Source organism: Sphingobacterium suaedae (assembly GCF_042684625.1).
GTDB lineage: Bacteria > Bacteroidota > Bacteroidia > Sphingobacteriales > Sphingobacteriaceae > Sphingobacterium > Sphingobacterium suaedae.
Genome location: NZ_JBHULR010000015.1, coordinates 43,022 through 60,253, shown reverse-complemented (window position 1 = coordinate 60,253; position 17,232 = coordinate 43,022). Strand labels below are relative to the sequence as shown.

Below are 17,232 nucleotides of genomic sequence, written 5' to 3'. Positions count from 1 at the left end.
CAGGCGGCCATGAAGGCGCGTATTCTACGTCGAAACATGTTCCCTCTTTTATTCCCGCGCAAATTTCGTTAAGTTTGACCTATGCCCGAAGTCTCCGAAAATAGAACCATTTTTTCTCTTTTAGAGGTATCCCGTAGCATACAGAAAACGATTGCCGATCGCTACAAAAGCCTGTATTGGATCAAAGCAGAAATGAATAAGCTCAACCACTACACGCATTCTGGTCATTGCTACCCGGAGCTCGTAGAAAAAACGGATGGGAAGATTGTAGCAGAAATGCGATCCATTTTATGGAAAGCAGACTACCAACGGGTTAATAAACAATTCCTACGTATCTTGGGAGAGCCGCTCCGCGAGGGCATTACTATATTGTTTCAAGCCGCCATTTCGTACGATCCACTGTATGGGTTCAGCTTGAAGATCGTCGATATTGATCCCACGTTCGTCCTGGGAGAACTTGAGCGCGAAAAACGGGAAAGCATACAGCGTCTCCAAGAAGAAGGTCTATTCGGTAGAAATAAGACGCGCCCTTTTCCACTTGTACCCAAGCGGCTGGCCATTATCTCCGTGGAGACTAGCAAAGGTTTATCCGATTTTTTTAAGATTATACAGCACAACCCGTGGCGTTATCTTTTTGAATACACGCTGTTCCCCGCGCTCCTGCAAGGAGATAAATCCATCCCTTCTATTATCAAACAGCTGGCGATTATTGCCGAACGGATCGAATCGTTTGACGCAGTAGCCATCATCCGAGGCGGTGGAGGCGAGGTCGGGCTATCTTCCTACAATAATTATCAACTTGCAAAAGCCATTGCAATATTTCCAATACCGGTAATAACCGGTATCGGGCATTCCACTAACGAGACGGTAAGCGAAATGGTCGCGTATAAAAATGCCATAACGCCAAGCGAACTTGCAGATTTCCTGCTCCAGCGCTTTCATCAATTTGCACTTCCTGTCGATGAGGCACAGCAGCGCATCATACGCGCAAGCCAGCATATATTTCAACAGGAGCAAAGACAAGTGGACCAACTCTCACAATCGATCTCTTGGAACAGCAAGTCGGTTCTGGCTGGGCATGAAAACCTTTTAACAACACTGCAGAGTCGCCTGCAATTCTTTAGCCAACAATTGCTGAAGGATAGAACCAACGACCTTGCACATATGACACGCTTACTACAGTTGGCCGATCCGAAACAATTGTTGAAAAGAGGCTTCAGCATTACCCGTATCAATGGAAAAGCCATCACCCACTCGAATGAAACACAGCAAGGCGATGAGGTTGAAACGTTGCTCTACGATGGCATCGTTCGAAGTCGAGTTACAGGTAAAAAACTTTAAAAAATGGAATCAATCACATACACCTATCAAGAAGCGTTTCAGGAACTCCAGCACATCGTTGCGGACATAGAAAATGGACAAACTAACGTCGATGAGCTTACCGCCAAAATTCGACGGGCATCCGAATTGATCGCTATTTGCAGGGCCAAGCTCACAGCTTCCGAAAGCGAGGTAGAGAAACTGTTGGCTAAACTTAGACAAGAAGAACACGATACACCGGAAGAAGAATAACCCATAAAAAGAGATGGGTACTAACCCCTGAAACGAAAGGATGACATTACCTTTACCGTCCAAAATCTTATAAATTGCTTACCTTTGTAAGTTATGTCAAAGAAATCCGAACAAAGCGCAAAATCTTTTATCCAGATCAAGGGTGCCCGCGTAAACAATCTAAAAAATATTGATGTCCAGATCCCCAAAAACAAGTTAGTCGTGATTACAGGCATGTCTGGCTCGGGAAAGTCTTCCTTGGCATTTGACACCTTGTATGCCGAGGGGCAACGGCGCTATGTGGAGAGCTTGTCGTCGTACGCCAGACAGTTCATGGGCAGAATGCATAAACCGGAAGTTGACTACATCAAAGGAATCGCCCCTGCCATCGCTATTGAGCAAAAAGTCATCACATCCAATCCCCGATCGACAGTGGGAACCTCGACCGAGATCTATGATTACTTAAAATTATTATACGCACGGATCGGAAAAACCATCTCGCCCATCTCGGGAAATGAGGTAACGAAAGATACGGTTTCCTCAATCATTGATGAGCTAATGACTTATTCCGAGGATACGACGGTAACGATTTTTGCCCAGCTTATCCCGATGAATAAGCGAAAACTGAAAGAAGAGCTTTCGCTGCTTTTACAAAAAGGATTCGTTCGCATCTTTTTCGACGACAAGATCCAAAAAATCGAAAGCGTGATCGACGATACGACCATTAAGAATAGAGATTTCAAGGCGGGCGAAGTACAAATCGTTGTTGACCGTATCCGTTTAGATAAACAGGACGATACCTATAGCCGTATTGCCGATTCGCTGCAAACGGCATTCTTTGAAGGGAAGGGCGAATGTGACGTGGACATCGACGGAGACAAGCGACACTACTCGGATAAATTCGAGTTGGATGGAATGACATTTGAAGAGCCCACACCTAATTTCTTCAGCTTCAACAACCCATACGGCGCCTGTAAACGGTGTGAAGGATACGGCAAAGTAATCGGAATCGACCCTGACTTAGTTGTACCGGACAAAAGCAAATCTGTATACGACGGTGCTATCGCTCCATGGCGAGGCGAAAAAATGGGGGAATGGCTAAATAAACTAGTGAAAAATGCGCTTAAATTTGATTTCCCCATCCACCGTGCCTATGCCGACTTAACCAAAGCGCAACAGGAACTTCTTTGGACGGGTAACAAATATTTCGCCGGGCTTCACCAGTTTTTTGAAGAGCTGGAGCAGCAAACCTATAAAATACAGTACCGGGTGATGCTCTCGCGCTACCGCGGGAAAACGGACTGTCCTGAATGTAAAGGCTCCCGGCTTCGTAAAGATGCTTCATATGTCAAGGTTGATGGGCGTTCCATCACCGATATTGTTCTTCTCCCGCTCGATGAAGCCTTACGCTTTTTTTCAAACCTGAACTTGAATGATCACGAACAAATTATTGCCAAACGCCTATTGGCCGAGATTGTTAACCGCATGCAGTTTCTTTGCGATGTCGGCTTAAGCTACCTGACACTGAATCGCCTGAGTAACACACTTTCCGGCGGGGAATCGCAACGTATCAATCTAGCTACTTCGCTGGGTAGTTCATTGGTCGGATCAATTTACGTCCTGGACGAACCCAGCATTGGTTTACATCCTCGAGATACACAACGCCTGATCGGCGTGCTCAAATCACTACGCGATGTAGGCAACACGGTCATCGTGGTAGAACACGAACAAGAAATGATGGAAGCTGCCGATTACATCATTGACATCGGTCCAGAAGCCGGCGTTAATGGTGGAAAATTAGTTTTTGCGGGCACGTACGACGAAATACGCTCCGATCAGAGCAGTCTCACAGGGAAATACCTGAACGGAACCCTAACCATCCCTACTCCTACGGTTCGCCGAAAATGGACGGATTCAGTCATCGTAAAGGGTGCGCGGGAAAACAATCTACAGGGTGTAAATGTGGCTTTTCCGCTGAATGTCTTTACGGTCGTGACTGGAGTCTCTGGCTCGGGGAAGACCTCGCTGGTAAAACGTGTACTATACCCTGCTCTGCAGAAAGCGATAGGCAATTATTCCGGTGAACAAACCGGAATCTTCGATTCGTTGGAAGGTGATGTGGAACGGGTGGAACAGATTGAAATGATTGACCAAAACCCCATAGGAAGGTCGTCCCGGTCTAATCCCGTGACTTACGTAAAGGGTTGGGACGAAATACGTGCGGTATATGCCAATCTCCCTGCCGCTAAAGCAGGTGGGCTGAAACCTGCCGCTTTTTCATTTAATGTGGAAGGCGGGCGCTGCGATGTTTGCCAAGGCGATGGCGAAGTGAAAATAGAGATGCAATTTATGGCGGACATCGTCCTACCGTGTGAGGCGTGCGGTGGCAAGCGGTTCAAACAACACGTCCTTGATGTTGAATACAAGGGTAAATCGGTGGCCGATATTTTAGAATTAAGCGTAGATGAAGCCATTTCCTTTTTCGAAGACCAACCCAAAATTCTGGCAAAAATCAAGCCTTTACAAGATGTGGGCTTAGGGTACGTCAAACTAGGACAGCCGTCCAGCACCCTGTCTGGGGGGGAGGCGCAGCGTATCAAATTAGCCTCGTTCCTGATCAAAGGAAACAACAGCAAGAAAACGCTGTTCATTTTTGACGAGCCGACAACGGGTCTTCATTTCCACGACATCCAAAAACTGATCAAAGCTTTTGATGCCCTAATTGCCTTAGGAAATAGCATTCTTGTAATTGAGCACAATATGGAAATGATCAAAACCGCAGACTGGGTCATTGACATCGGTCCGGAAGGAGGAAACAAGGGAGGAAAAGTCGTGTTCGAGGGAACGCCAGAGGGTCTAGCCGACTGTAACGAATCTTATACAGGGGAATTCCTAAAAAATCACCTACATTTAGCACTTCGTTCTTAAAACTACGTTATTATGTGGAAATCATTCTGTACAGGCGTTCTGAGTTTAGTGCTGGCTTTCCAAGCCTACGCCCAACCTGCACGACCAAAGTTAGTTGTTGGCCTCATGGTAGACCAAATGCGCTGGGACTATCTCTATCGTTTTGCGGATCGTTATGGAAGTGACGGCTTTAACCGCCTCTTAAACGAGGGGTTCTCCTGCGAAAACACGATCATCAACTATATCCCGACCTATACGGCTATCGGGCACAGCTCAGTGTACACCGGATCTGTCCCTTCCATTCACGGTATTGCAGGAAACGACTGGATTGTTCAAGCTACAGGACAGCCGATGTATTGCACACAGGACGACAACGTACAGGGCGTCGGTACTAACGAGAAAGAAGGACAGCAATCTCCGCGGAACTTACTTGCATCGACGATTACTGACCAGCTGAAATTAGCTACAAATTTTAAATCAAAAGTCATCGGTATATCCATCAAAGATCGTGGCGGAATATTGCCGGCCGGACACTTCGCAGATGCCGCATACTGGTTTGAAAGCAAATCTGGAAACTGGATATCCAGCACTTTCTATATGAAGTCTTTACCTACTTGGGTGCAGGCTTTCAACAAGCAAAAACTGGCCGAAAAATATCTGAAACAAGACTGGAATACGCTCTATCCCATCGAGACATACACCAATAACAGCATTGTCGACGACAATTCCTATGAAGGAAAATGGGCTGGCGAAGCGACCCCAACCTTTCCCCGAAGAACATCTGAGCTCATGAAAGATGCTGGGCTAGAACTGATCAAAACAACGCCGCAGGGGAATACACTAACTTTGGACTTTGCAAAAGCGGCCCTGGAAAGTGAACAACTTGGTAAAAACCCGACGAATAACACCGATTTCCTGTGCGTGAGCCTCTCGGCGACAGACTACGTCGGCCATCGTTACTCGCTGTCTGCTGTTGAGATCGAAGATACATACCTACGATTGGATAAAGACATTGCTAACTTTCTAGCTTACTTGGATAGACATGTCGGCAAGGGAAATTATACGATTTTCCTGACTGCAGACCACGCCGCTTCCTACAATCCTATGTATTACACCGACCAAAAAGGGAATGGGGGCTACTTATTTACAAGGCAGATACAGCGCAACCTGAACAACATCCTGAAAAACAAATTTGGAAACGATAAGATCGTGCGGAGTCTGCTGAACTACCAAGTGCATTTAAACGAGGGCCTGATAGACTCCTTGAAGCTGGATAAGAACCAAGTGAAGGAGACGATTATCCAACAACTGCACAAAGAAGAGGGAGTTGCCTATGTTGTTGACATGGAAAGTAACCAGAACATGTTCATCCCAGCTCCAATACGCGAGAAAATCATCAACGGCTATAACCGGAAAAATAGCGGTGCCATACAAATTATAGCGGAACCGCAGTGGTATTCGGGAACACCCCGCTCTACAGGCACTACACATGGCGTGTGGTCGGCCTACGATTCGCATATCCCACTCTTGTTCATGGGTTGGGGTATAGAACATGGCGTGAGCAATAAAGAGGTTCATATCGTGGATATCGCTCCAACCGTAGCATCATTGCTTCACGTTATGGAACCGAACGGTAGCATCGGTAAACCTATAGTAGAGGTCTTGGGGCAATAGTTTCAAGAGCAAACTAATTTCCGTACCTTTGCAAATAGATTTATTCGAAAAAAGGAAAACGTATGCTTTCTAAGAAAACAAAATACGCCATTAAGGCGCTAATGGTTTTAGGACGAAACTATGGAAAAGAGCCCATGCAGATTGTTAAAATCGCAGAAGAGGAGCGTATTCCAAAGAAATTTCTAGAACAAATTCTTTTAGAAATGCGCAACGCCGGGATCCTCTACTCTAAAAAAGGAGCTGGAGGCGGCTACAGTTTAAACAAGGCACCTGAAGATATCTTTCTATCGCAGGTGATGCGCCTAATTGACGGCCCGATTGCATTGCTCCCTTGTGTAAGTCTTAACTTCTACCGCTCCTGCGAAGAATGCGTAGAAGAACACGCCTGTGGTATACGGGATACCTTCGTAGAAGTAAGAAATGCTATGTTGCAGATACTAAATGATACCAGCATTGCTCAGTTAATAAATAAGGAAAAACAACTATCCTTCGATATTGAACCAGAACGATAAAAAGAGAGGAGCTTTTATAAACTCCTCTCTTTTCTTATATCCATTTTTTCGTCGACTTTGCTTACAGAACATCTATCAATAACTCAAAAGCCATCCCTCGCGAGGCCTTGAGCAATACTGTGCTGTCTGTTATAGGTCGGCTCTCTAATCCTGTCCTTGCCGCTTCAGTGGTCTCGTAAAATTCCCCCGCCGGCTGCTTATGTGCCCAGAACGCTTTTCCGACAAAAACCGTTCGATCCACACCTAGACGTAGAGCTTGCTCCACGAGTTTCCGGTGTTCTTCCCAGCTTTCCTCACCCATTTCAAACATATCACCCAATATAATAGCTTTATGTGTCCGCTCAATCACGGCAATATTTTCCAAGGCAGCTGCCATACTACTTGCATTGGCATTATAATAATCTGCAATAACCGTATTCCGCTCCGTTTGGGTTATCTGCGACCGATTATTTGTCGGAATATAACTCTCCACGCCGGCATTAATAGAATCCGCGTCCATCCCCAGAAAATTTCCGATCGCAACAGCCGCCAAAATATTTTCTGTATTATACGATCCAGTCAGGTGTGTAACTACCGTTTGGTAATCGGTTGCTTGGTTTAGCTTCCACCGGACCGTTAATAAGGGATCCGCCTGAGCTAATTGTCCCACCACATCATTTCCGGCCGAAAAACCATACCGAACTACATGCCGGATACCTCTAAAGGATTCCATAGCGACCAAGTGTTCATTATCTCCCTGAAGAAATAGCACGCCATCTTGGTCCTTTAGAAAGTCGTATAGCTCACCTTTTGTTTTCTTGACGCCCTCAAAAGAACCGAACCCTTCCAAATGCGCTTTACCAACATTGGTAATCAGACCGTGTGTCGGACGCGCAATTTCACAAAGGAATGCTATCTCCCCTTGATGATTGGCCCCCATTTCTATAACGGCCACTTCAACCTGGGCATCGATCGCCAATAAAGTCAACGGAACCCCAATATGATTGTTTAAATTTCCCTTCGTAGCGTAGGTTTTATAACGTTGGGATAGTACTGCATAAACGAGTTCTTTCGTGGTCGTTTTACCGTTTGTTCCTGTAATTCCAATAACAGGAATTGTCAACTGCTGCCGATGATATCGAGCAAGGTCCTGCAACGTTTTCAGAACATCGTCTACCAGGATATATCGGTCGTCCACCGCGTAGTCGGCTTGATCAACAACCGCACATCGTGCACCCGCATCCAGCGCTTGATGTGCAAATGCATTGGCATCAAACCGTTCCCCTTTCAACGCAAAAAAGATGCTTCCCGACGTAATCTTCCGGGTGTCTGTCGCGATAACGGGGTTTTCTATATAAAGCGAATATAATTGCTCAATCGTCATCTTCGTCATTTTAAGCAAAGGTACTTATCGTTCGCGTAAACAGTCAAGGCTCGTTAGAAAAACTTTTATAATTTGTAACGAATAAACGCACAAGGAAACATGAAATCCCACACGCCCACATGTAACACATCCTGATACGAATAAAAAAAAGATGCGTTAAAATCACATCTTTCTCCTTATCCCTTACCTTTTGGCCTCAGATAGTTGTCCGCAACGGTGTAGATATGTTTAGTTCAATTTATATGCTTTAACGCTGTTATTGTTAAATGTAGGAATATACACGGTGTTTGTTTGCGGATGGAAACCCAAATCAGCGGTGTTCATTTTTCCCCGCACGTCCATTAATTTTTCGAAGGAACCATCTGCTTTCACATAATATACAAGCCCGCCCCAACACGTGACTAAAAAATCCCCATTTCCTACGGGTTCCAATCCATCGCCGCCGAGCTCAAATCCCTTTGCTACCACGGTTGACTTTTTATTACTGTCAATCTTCCATAACTCCGGTCCCACCAACGCGTATAGAGCTCCATTCACATATTTTAATCCATTCACCGATTTTGTATTTTCCATGTATATCGTCGGTCTATTGTTCCGCATCTGATAGATCTTTCCCGAGCGCGTATCCGACACGTATACGACTCCATTATCGTCAATAGTCACATCATTTAACATGACTGCTCCTGGAAATTCGATTTTATTGATTTCATTTCCCGTGATAATATCAATAACGGAAACCGATGTAAGATCGGCTACATACAACATATCTTTATAAATCGCCAACCCTTTCGGGGAGTCCATTCCAGTAATCCAATCGACAGTTTTTACACTCCCATCCAAGTTTAATATCGCTACACCGCCTTTTCCATCTTTTCCCATAGCATCACCGTCGATCAGCGATACATACAATACATTATTACCTGGAGAGAACAATACGGATTCGGGTGTAGGTAGATTTTTTGTTTCCCACAGCTCGGTCAACTGTCGCTGGCCAAATGCAGTTCCAGCTAAGCCTATCCCCAAGGCCAAAAAGAAGAATCGTTTCATCATAGTCTGCTTATATAATTAATAAATCCACAATATACTCATTTTTAATCAATCGTTTTCGTAAAAAAAAATGTTCGCATCCTCGTATTTTCGTTCTATAATTATAAAATTTATATAAAAACCATAAACCTGTAACAGAATGCATTTCTTAGACGACAATTTTTTACTACAGAACGGTATTGCTGAAGCGCTTTTCCACGACTTCGCCAAGCCACTACCCATCATCGATTATCACAATCATCTACCTCCGGATCAAGTAGCGGATAATCGCTCTTTTGATAACCTTACGCAAGCCTGGCTATACGGCGATCACTATAAATGGCGCGCCATGCGGGCAAATGGTATCTCAGAGCACTTTATCACAGGAACAGCCTCAGATAAGGAAAAGTTTTTTAAATGGGCAGAAACTGTGCCTTATACAGTCCGAAATCCGCTATATCACTGGACACACCTCGAATTGCAACGATATTTTGGGATAAAAGAGCTGTTGGGACCATCTACGGCAGAACGAATTTACGAACAGGCTTCTGACCAACTGGCAATGCCTAGCCACAGGGTACAAGGACTTTTAGCAGGCATGGGCGTGGAGGTCATCTGCACCACAGATGATCCGATCGACTCTTTGGCACACCATCGGCGTTTCGCCGAAGAAGATAGGCCACTACGCATGTATCCGGCATTCCGGCCAGATAAAGCGATGCACTTGGATGATCCGCCCCTGTTCAATGCCTATGTCGATCGCTTGGGGGAGGTGACAAATCGCTCTATTCAGACGTTCAAAGAGTATCTCGAGGCCTTGAAATCCAGGCATGACTTTTTTGCCGATCATGGTTGCTGCATCTCTGACCACGGGCTACCTCATTTATTTGCGGCTGACTACACCGAAAAGGAACTGCAGAATATATTCGCGCGCACGCGGCGCGGAGAGAACCCATCGGAAATCGATATCACTAAATTTAAATCCGCCATGTTGGTTTACTTCGCTGAGTGGGACTATGAAAAAGGATGGGTACAACAATACCATGTTGGCGCATTTCGCAATACCAACGCCCGCAAGTTCAGGGAATTGGGGCCGGACACCGGTTGGGATAGTATAGGGGATTATCGCCAAGGAGAAGCCCTGGTCAAATTTCTAAATCGCTTGGATAACGGGAACAAACTCGCAAAGACCATCATTTATAACCTGAACGCGTCCGACAATGACTTATTTGCAGCGATGACCGGAAATTTCAATGATGGCGCTATTGCCGGAAAAATTCAATTTGGATCGGCTTGGTGGTTTCATGATCAGTTAGATGGGATGACTAAGCAAATGAATTCCTTGTCGAACATTGGATTGATCAGTCGATTCATTGGCATGCTGACCGATTCCCGTAGTTTTTTGTCGTTTCCGAGGCACGAATATTTCAGAAGATTGCTTTGCCGACTATTTGCCGAAGACATGCAACAAGGACTTATTCCGAACGATATACCGTGGATTGGTAGCATCGTCCAAGACATTTGCTATGGCAATGCCAAACGTTACTTTCCGTTTAAATAGACACGAGGCATATTAAACCTCATCTTTTTCTATCCATTTGGGCACTGCCGGTGCTTGGTAGTGTTCCATTTTTTCTAGAAGCTCTTCCACAGAACTGCCCACCAACAACATGTGTTGGTTTTCTGTTTTTAACAATCCTTCGGAGACCATATGGTGAATAAACGCCACCAAATGATCATAATACCCGTCTACATTTAATAAGCCTACGGGCTTGGTATGCAGGCCAAGTTGCGCCCAGGTAATCATTTCGAATAGCTCTTCGAGCGTGCCAAATCCACCTGGCAAAGCAATAACGCCATCAGCGTATTCGTTCATAATGCGCTTTCGATCATGCATGGTATCCACCGTGATCAGCTGTGTGACACCAGTATGTTCTCGTTCCTTCGAATTCAAAAAATGCGGGATAACGCCCACTACTCTCCCTCCGGCGGTCAATGTTGCGTTTGCAACAGCTCCCATAAGCCCTACTTTGCCTCCGCCATAAACCAGTTGAATGTCGCGCTGGGCAAAAACAGTCCCAACATGCTTCGCCACATGCTCGTACCGATCGGAATTTCCTAAACTAGACGCACAGAAAACAACGATACTTTCTAACTTATTCATATACAAGTATACAAAAAAACCGCAGGTACTGCTACCTACGGTCTATACTAATCCGTGAACCAGGAACGGCTACAACGCACGATTCTTTTCATCAGAATCTGTATTGTTGCGGCGATTTTGTTGTTTTAAGTTTCCAAATTTATACGTATACGTCAATCGTACCGTTTGGTTGTCGTTGTACTGCCGGATGTTTGAATTAAATTGTCCAAAATCGGTCGAGATATTGTTCTTCTGCGTGCGGAAGATGTCTGTACCCGCCAGCTTCAACGAACTACGCCCGTCTTTAAAATTATAATTGATACCCAAATCTGTTCCCCATCGCGCATGGATCTTATACACGTTATATAAAAATGGGCTATTGTAGTTCACAGAAAGCTCTGCCGAAAGCCCTTTACCCATTTTGAAGTTATTGGTGCTTCGCCCCTGAAAGAACACCGAACCTAGGTCAGCATATTCTCCAGCAATCGGTCCTTCAAAATGCATGTAAATCGTTGTCAGATTATTATTCATTGACCAAATTTTCCCAATTTGAAACGGAGCATTGATATTTAAATACGCGGTGACGTTCCTGGCTAGGTTTTCCCGCGTCACCCAAGATTCTCCTTTGATATTATCTTGCCCCATGCTTTCCACCATGGCATCATTGGTAATATCAGTTCCCAAAGTAATGTTGTACATTTTATACAAGGTATAGTTCAACGTAAATCCATCTGTGTATTGAGGATTTAGATACGGATTACCCAACATATAGGTAAATTTGTCAATGTAGTACGCAAACGGATTCAAAAATCTATAATTTGGTCGGGATATCTTTTTAGCGTAGCTGAGAGACAACATGTTGTTTTCATTCACCGTGTAGCTCAAGTTGACAGACGGAAACCAATCCAGGTAGTCGCGCTTGACGCGCTTTGCCAGCGTAATGGAATTTCCGTCAGAAATTGTATATTCGGCCCGTATTCCAGCTTTCGCGCTGAACTTTCCAAATTCCTGACTGTAGTCCACATACCCAGCTGCAAGCTGTTCGGTATATACGAAGTGATTTGGACGGCCAACATAATCTTGCCATTCACCATCTATAATCTGCTCAAACTGAAGATCGTTGTCCGATTTAACATGGCTATACTTTAAACCGCTTTCCAACTTTCCCTTTCCTATCCCTTTAGTGAAATCGATCTTTCCCACATAGATATCAATATCTACCGGCATACGGCTACGTTCAAACTCTGGATCGTAAAGAAGGTCACCGGCCGCATCCGTTGTCCGGTATTCATAGTTGATGTCGGAATTGTTTCGAAAGGCGCTCCAATCCAAATCAACGACTACTTTCCCGCCGACTGTGTCCAATTTAAACTCATTGTTGAAATTAACCGAATACCGATTGAAAGGAGTTATGCTTTTTGACGATGAGGTGAGTATAGAGTCTACTATGCCCAATTGTGGGCCAATATCGGTCAAGCTCTTGTTCAATGAGCTTTCTTTGTCGTTATCTCCTGAAAACTGCAAAAGCATCGTATTGCGTTCGGACGTCTTTTGTTCAATACCGAATTTATAGTTATGCGTTTTATTTGTTTCGGTCAGATTGGCCTGTTGATCAAAAACACGATCTCCTACTTCCTCCGATGGGATCGTCCGTTCTAAACCCAAATCGAATTCTCTTTTATTGTGCGTGTAACCATAGGAGCCGAAAACAGTCGTATTGTTTTTCTTATAGTTTAAGCTAAGCGACGAATTACCTCTAAAATGTTCCCCACGAGCAGCGCTAGCAAGAAATGTACCGTTAAATCCTTCTAAACGATTCTTCTTTAATACGATATTAATGGTACCCACAGCTCCTTCTGCATCATCCTTCGCACTCCGCTGCGTACTCACCTCCACACTTTTGATCTGGTCGCCATTCATGGCTTTCAAAAAAGTGGCTAATTGTTCTCCGCTCATGAACGTTTGTCGTCCGTCGATGGTGACGTTCACGCCCTGTTGTCCCATCAATTGTAGATTCTCGTCCTTATCTACACTAACGCCTGGAGCGCGCTGTACCACTTCCAATGCATTATTTCCAGCAGCGAGCGTAGAATTCTCCACATTTAGGATTAATTTTCCGTCACGTTGCTGCACCAATGGCACACGCCCTTCGACGGTCACTGCGCCAATCGTTTGAGTTTGCTCGACTAAATGAATATCATCCATAACGACCGATTTTCCATCGACCAGAACAACAGTAGATTTGAAAACATCGTATCCTACCGAAGATGCCTGCACAATAAATTCACCTTTGGGCGTGTTTTTAATAACATATGCACCCTGTTCATCTGAAACAGCGGTTTTAATAACGGCCTCTGCCTTCGCAGTCAGTAAGTAAACAGAAACGTTGGCTAACGGCTCACTTTTGCTGTTAAAAACTTTCCCCTTAACATCTACCTGTTGGGCAAACAAGGTAAATCCAGTGGACAACACTAAAAAACAGCTTAAAATTAAATGGGTAAATAGTCTCTTCATAGATAGATATAGATATAGATATAGATAAAATGTTCTCCTGTTCGCTTCGACCTTCATCTCGTCTATACAGGAGAACGGTAGCATGTAGTATTATTTATAGTAAGAATCCGTTAGGACCCCCCTTTTTCCTTCTTAGTGTTGATTTTTACGTTGTTGTCTTTGACTTCAATGGTCACATTAGAACCGTCTATACGAATAACGGAGTCTTGCTTGTTTTTAACAGCTTCCTTCACCGCCTTTTCCAGCTCTTCAGTGCGTTCCTCCTCCTTATCTTCTTCTTTGGGTGGTTCGGCTTGTGAACAAACTAGCCCTGTTGCTGTCATCGTCCATTCTGTGAACTTTTGATGATCGGGGTCGGGGTAATTATTTAAGCATTCCCAGCATGATATGTCCCGAATCTTACCTTCTATTTCCCGATGCAGAACCACTTTTGATCCACGAGGCAAATACACCGTTACGCTGACATATTGATCACGGTCCAACGAATTCCTATTTAAGATAAAGTGACTTGGAAACAAAATCGTATTTCCTTCCTGAATACCTTCATATACAATACTCTTAGCACGTTCAGCGGCCAATTGATAGGTTTTCCCTTTTGCCGAGTAATTGTATTGAATATACGGTTGACTTAAGGAGTCCACATTTTCAAAGTAAATTCCAACATTGGAGTGCAAATAGTTACGCAAATCCTGCCCATCGATCTGTATGTTGAATTTTGACTTTAATGAGTCCTTTTCGCTGGCATCTAGGACGCGTACATCCTTTTCTGTAAAGTAATACACCTTTTGCGCGACAATATTCTTCTGCACGTTGATGGTACTCTTTTCCCGGAAGTCCTGTGCGGCATACACACAGTAATAAATGACGCCAACGACAGATACAATCCACACAGCGAACATGGTTAGAGACAAGTAGTTATTCAATTTCTCTGTCTTAAATAGTACGCGCACGAGCCATAAAAACAGGGCCAAGAAAGGAATCGTCGTTGCCATAAAACCCAATGTCAATGCGATCACGGCATCATCTGCCGACAAGATCTGTAGCGGAGGGAAAACAATCGGGTTTTCAAGTCCAAACAAGTTCATCATATTAAAAACGTAAAAGATGAACATCCCCAAAATACTCAATCCGGTATTGATAAGCATAAGCCATGCAATCAGCTTTCCGATTAGCCCTAAGCATCCTCCCATCGCATTTCCCGCCGAACGTGCACCACGGCTAATGTGCTCGCCGGCTCCAGAAAAATTTTCAGAGAACGTCTTCACTTCTTCATCAAAAGATTTTTTGAAATTCTGCAGATTGGGAACTTCACCACGCATGGACATCTTGTCTGCCCTGGTCTCGGCAACCGGCATTACGATCCATAAAATCACATACACTAAAAATCCAGAACCACCGATGAGTACAAAGAGAACCAACAATATCCGTAACCATCTTGGCTCCATGCCGAAATAATGAGCCAAACCACTACACACACCACCCAATACTTTATCATCCGGATCACGCATCAATTTTTTTCCGACCGACTCGCCTGCATTACCTGTATAGCCTGCCGACCGAGGTTGCTCCTGTTGAAACTCGTCAGCACTTCCTTCCGTCTCTTCAAAGTCACTTACGCTTCCCATCTGCCCAATAACCTGTTGTACGTCCTCTAAATTAATGACTTCTTTCCGTCCTGTTTGAATGCGTTCGTTAAACATTTCTGCAATACGGTTCTCGATATCCTCTAGTATTTCCTTACTCTCGGCAGAGTGACCGAAATGTTTTTTGATATCGATCATATACGATCGCAGCGTCTCATACGCGTCTTCCTCAATGTGAAAGACGATGCTGTTTATGTTTATGATGATTGTCTTGTTCATGACCTTGTTTAATATTTTAGATTAGTATTGTTGTTAATTTCTTCCTTGTAATGATGTTTCTACGGCAAACACCAGTTCTTTCCACGTAATGTCCAACCGGGACAGTACTTCCCTTCCTTCGTCTGTAATCTGATAATACTTGCGAGGCGGGCCCGAAGTGGATTCTTGCCAATTATAACTCAGCAAACCATTATTCTTCAACCTCGTTAGCAATGGGTATAAAGTGCCCTCCACTATCAGAAGTTGCGCCTTCTTCAATTCTCCGATAATATCTGAAGCATATATCTCCCCTCGGGAAATTATAGAAAGAATACAGTATTCCAGTATTCCCTTCCGCATTTGGGTTTGTGTATTTTCTGCTATCATAACAATACAAAGATATATGCTTTATACTGTACTATGCAATACATAGTACTATAAAATTACAACTTTATTTATAAAACACCTGATTATCAGACAGAAAAAATTATTCTTCGAACAAGAAGAATACGTGAAAAAGTGTTAATATTTAATTTTTTGAAACGTATTTTTTGAAACGTGCAATATTAACCCGACTTTTATGAACCATGATACGATACGTATACAACTATTTATGGGCGATCATTTGGGCGATTATTATGTTGCTTTTGATGGGCTTGCCATCGGATGACTTACCGAACACGAACTTTTTTGAGGGCTTCGATAAGCTTTCTCATTGTGGATTTTTTTTCGTTTTTACAGTGTTGCTTTTGATGGGCTTTATCGTGCAATCAAAGGGACGGGCGTCGAAAACAAAAACAGTATTGCTCACGCTGCTTATTACCTCCGTCTTCGCGTTCGGTACGGAAGCTATACAGCGATACCTATCCAGTAATCGACAAGCGGATTGGTGGGATATTTTTGCCGACTATGTGGGAATCGGCATGGCTCTTTTTAGTTATATCGTACTGCACCGAAAAAGATTAGGTTATTGATATAAAATCAAAAAATTATTCCTGCTGTATTTTTCGTTATGACCAGCTCGGTCTACTAGAATCCTGTTCGATTTTCCAAAGAGGTTGTGGCTCTCCTACAGCATACGGCGGGAAACAAAAATAGACGATTACGCTGGCGCGAGTACAGCAACGATTTTTTGCAGCCGCACGTATCCTTCGAAGCGTTACATGTAGAGGCAACAATAACTCCCGTAGTCAGCACATCGTCCACTAGCAAAATATGTTGCCGGAAAACACATCAGGATCCATGTAACAAAAACGTTTTCCTCATTGTCGTAGCGTTCTAGTCGCACCTGACGTGTCTAGTTGTCGGTATGAGCAACCTGAACAAAGCCAGAAATCAGAATGGGTGTAAACAGTCAGCTATTCCGTATTCGATGTATTCACTTTGGTTACCTTCCCGTTCTGTTCGTTTTTTCTGATGAGTGGGGACAGGCACCACCATATCAAGTTCCGCAAAAAAGGAGATCTGCATAATTGTGTTCCGAACCTCCTCGCCCAAAGTAGGAGGCTATTTGATGAGCCTGCCTATATTTCAACTTATGGAAAGCACAAGTAGGGTGTTGCCATCTCGACGGGGTCCATGCCGCGTAACCACTGGAGAGTTCCGCTTAAAAAGATAGTGGTCCTTCACAGGAAGGTGGATTGACAGGAATTACATAGAAGTTCCTTTTGGTGCAAGAAAACAATTTCACAAGATACACAG

General features: G+C 44.1%; 13 protein-coding genes. 7 read left to right on the top strand and 6 right to left on the bottom strand.

What is annotated here, in order from left to right; all coding sequences use genetic code 11:
• Nucleotides 1–81: 81 nt before the first annotated feature.
• The 5 genes from xseA (at nucleotide 82) to ACFSR5_RS15990 (ending at nucleotide 6,644) form a co-directional block, all read left to right on the top strand.
• A complete protein-coding gene (gene xseA, locus ACFSR5_RS16010; protein ID WP_380905471.1) occupies nucleotides 82–1,341 on the top strand; it encodes an exodeoxyribonuclease VII large subunit in 1,260 nt (419 codons plus the stop codon).
• Nucleotides 1,342–1,344: 3 nt separating this feature from the next.
• Nucleotides 1,345–1,572, top strand: a complete 228-nt coding sequence (xseB, locus tag ACFSR5_RS16005) for an exodeoxyribonuclease VII small subunit (RefSeq protein ID WP_380905470.1) — start codon at nucleotides 1,345–1,347, stop codon at nucleotides 1,570–1,572.
• A 93-nt stretch (nucleotides 1,573–1,665) separates the two neighbouring features.
• Entirely contained in the window at nucleotides 1,666–4,479 is a 2,814-nt protein-coding gene (uvrA, locus tag ACFSR5_RS16000; protein ID WP_380905469.1) for an excinuclease ABC subunit UvrA, read from the top strand.
• A 12-nt stretch (nucleotides 4,480–4,491) separates the two neighbouring features.
• Nucleotides 4,492–6,132, top strand: coding sequence for an alkaline phosphatase PafA (gene pafA, locus ACFSR5_RS15995; protein WP_380905468.1), 1,641 nt, complete (start codon nucleotides 4,492–4,494; stop codon nucleotides 6,130–6,132).
• A gap of 62 nt (nucleotides 6,133–6,194) precedes the next feature.
• Nucleotides 6,195–6,644 carry an RrF2 family transcriptional regulator gene (locus ACFSR5_RS15990; protein WP_380905466.1) on the top strand — a complete coding sequence of 150 codons (450 nt, stop codon included), beginning with the start codon at nucleotides 6,195–6,197 and terminating at the stop codon, nucleotides 6,642–6,644.
• A gap of 61 nt (nucleotides 6,645–6,705) precedes the next feature.
• Here the strand turns inward: ACFSR5_RS15990 and ACFSR5_RS15985 are convergent, their stop codons facing one another.
• Nucleotides 6,706–8,007, bottom strand: a complete 1,302-nt coding sequence (locus ACFSR5_RS15985) for a UDP-N-acetylmuramoyl-tripeptide--D-alanyl-D-alanine ligase (RefSeq protein ID WP_380905465.1) — start codon at nucleotides 8,005–8,007, stop codon at nucleotides 6,706–6,708.
• A gap of 228 nt (nucleotides 8,008–8,235) precedes the next feature.
• Nucleotides 8,236–9,057, bottom strand: a complete 822-nt coding sequence (locus ACFSR5_RS15980; protein ID WP_380905464.1) for an ATP-binding protein — start codon at nucleotides 9,055–9,057, stop codon at nucleotides 8,236–8,238.
• 136 nt (nucleotides 9,058–9,193) lie between these two features.
• Between ACFSR5_RS15980 and uxaC the strand changes: the two genes are divergently transcribed.
• Complete coding sequence (uxaC, locus tag ACFSR5_RS15975; protein WP_380905463.1) at nucleotides 9,194–10,594, top strand: glucuronate isomerase; 1,401 nt, start codon at nucleotides 9,194–9,196, stop codon at nucleotides 10,592–10,594.
• Between the two features lie 12 nt (nucleotides 10,595–10,606).
• Here uxaC and ACFSR5_RS15970 read toward each other — a convergent pair whose 3' ends face one another.
• From ACFSR5_RS15970 to ACFSR5_RS15955, 4 genes are all read right to left on the bottom strand, one after another.
• Nucleotides 10,607–11,197, bottom strand: coding sequence for an LOG family protein (locus ACFSR5_RS15970; RefSeq protein ID WP_380905462.1), 591 nt, complete (start codon nucleotides 11,195–11,197; stop codon nucleotides 10,607–10,609).
• Nucleotides 11,198–11,266: 69 nt separating this feature from the next.
• Nucleotides 11,267–13,690 carry a TonB-dependent receptor domain-containing protein gene (locus ACFSR5_RS15965; RefSeq protein ID WP_380905461.1) on the bottom strand — a complete coding sequence of 808 codons (2,424 nt, stop codon included), beginning with the start codon at nucleotides 13,688–13,690 and terminating at the stop codon, nucleotides 11,267–11,269.
• A 110-nt stretch (nucleotides 13,691–13,800) separates the two neighbouring features.
• Nucleotides 13,801–15,552 carry a PspC domain-containing protein gene (locus ACFSR5_RS15960; protein ID WP_380905460.1) on the bottom strand — a complete coding sequence of 584 codons (1,752 nt, stop codon included), beginning with the start codon at nucleotides 15,550–15,552 and terminating at the stop codon, nucleotides 13,801–13,803.
• Nucleotides 15,553–15,585: 33 nt separating this feature from the next.
• Nucleotides 15,586–15,918, bottom strand: coding sequence for a PadR family transcriptional regulator (locus ACFSR5_RS15955; RefSeq protein WP_380905459.1), 333 nt, complete (start codon nucleotides 15,916–15,918; stop codon nucleotides 15,586–15,588).
• Nucleotides 15,919–16,118: 200 nt separating this feature from the next.
• On the opposite strand from ACFSR5_RS15955, the gene ACFSR5_RS15950 reads away from it, so the two are divergent.
• The gene (locus ACFSR5_RS15950; protein WP_380905458.1) at nucleotides 16,119–16,505 is read left to right on the top strand and encodes a VanZ family protein; all 387 of its coding nucleotides are present in this window, start codon (nucleotides 16,119–16,121) and stop codon (nucleotides 16,503–16,505) included.
• Nucleotides 16,506–17,232: the final 727 nt, after the last annotated feature.

Excerpts from the sequence above, each read along its gene's own strand:
- xseA (WP_380905471.1), top strand. The coding sequence starts at position 82 with ATGCCCGAAGTCTCCGAAAATAGAACCATTTTTTCTCTTTTAGAGGTA.
- xseB (WP_380905470.1), top strand. The coding sequence starts at position 1,345 with ATGGAATCAATCACATACACCTATCAAGAAGCGTTTCAGGAACTCCAG.
- uvrA (WP_380905469.1), top strand. The coding sequence starts at position 1,666 with ATGTCAAAGAAATCCGAACAAAGCGCAAAATCTTTTATCCAGATCAAG.
- pafA (WP_380905468.1), top strand. The coding sequence starts at position 4,492 with ATGTGGAAATCATTCTGTACAGGCGTTCTGAGTTTAGTGCTGGCTTTC.
- ACFSR5_RS15990 (WP_380905466.1), top strand. The coding sequence starts at position 6,195 with ATGCTTTCTAAGAAAACAAAATACGCCATTAAGGCGCTAATGGTTTTA.
- ACFSR5_RS15985 (WP_380905465.1), bottom strand. The coding sequence starts at position 8,007 with ATGACGATTGAGCAATTATATTCGCTTTATATAGAAAACCCCGTTATC.
- ACFSR5_RS15980 (WP_380905464.1), bottom strand. The coding sequence starts at position 9,057 with ATGATGAAACGATTCTTCTTTTTGGCCTTGGGGATAGGCTTAGCTGGA.
- uxaC (WP_380905463.1), top strand. The coding sequence starts at position 9,194 with ATGCATTTCTTAGACGACAATTTTTTACTACAGAACGGTATTGCTGAA.
- ACFSR5_RS15970 (WP_380905462.1), bottom strand. The coding sequence starts at position 11,197 with ATGAATAAGTTAGAAAGTATCGTTGTTTTCTGTGCGTCTAGTTTAGGA.
- ACFSR5_RS15965 (WP_380905461.1), bottom strand. The coding sequence starts at position 13,690 with ATGAAGAGACTATTTACCCATTTAATTTTAAGCTGTTTTTTAGTGTTG.
- ACFSR5_RS15960 (WP_380905460.1), bottom strand. The coding sequence starts at position 15,552 with ATGAACAAGACAATCATCATAAACATAAACAGCATCGTCTTTCACATT.
- ACFSR5_RS15955 (WP_380905459.1), bottom strand. The coding sequence starts at position 15,918 with ATGATAGCAGAAAATACACAAACCCAAATGCGGAAGGGAATACTGGAA.
- ACFSR5_RS15950 (WP_380905458.1), top strand. The coding sequence starts at position 16,119 with ATGATACGATACGTATACAACTATTTATGGGCGATCATTTGGGCGATT.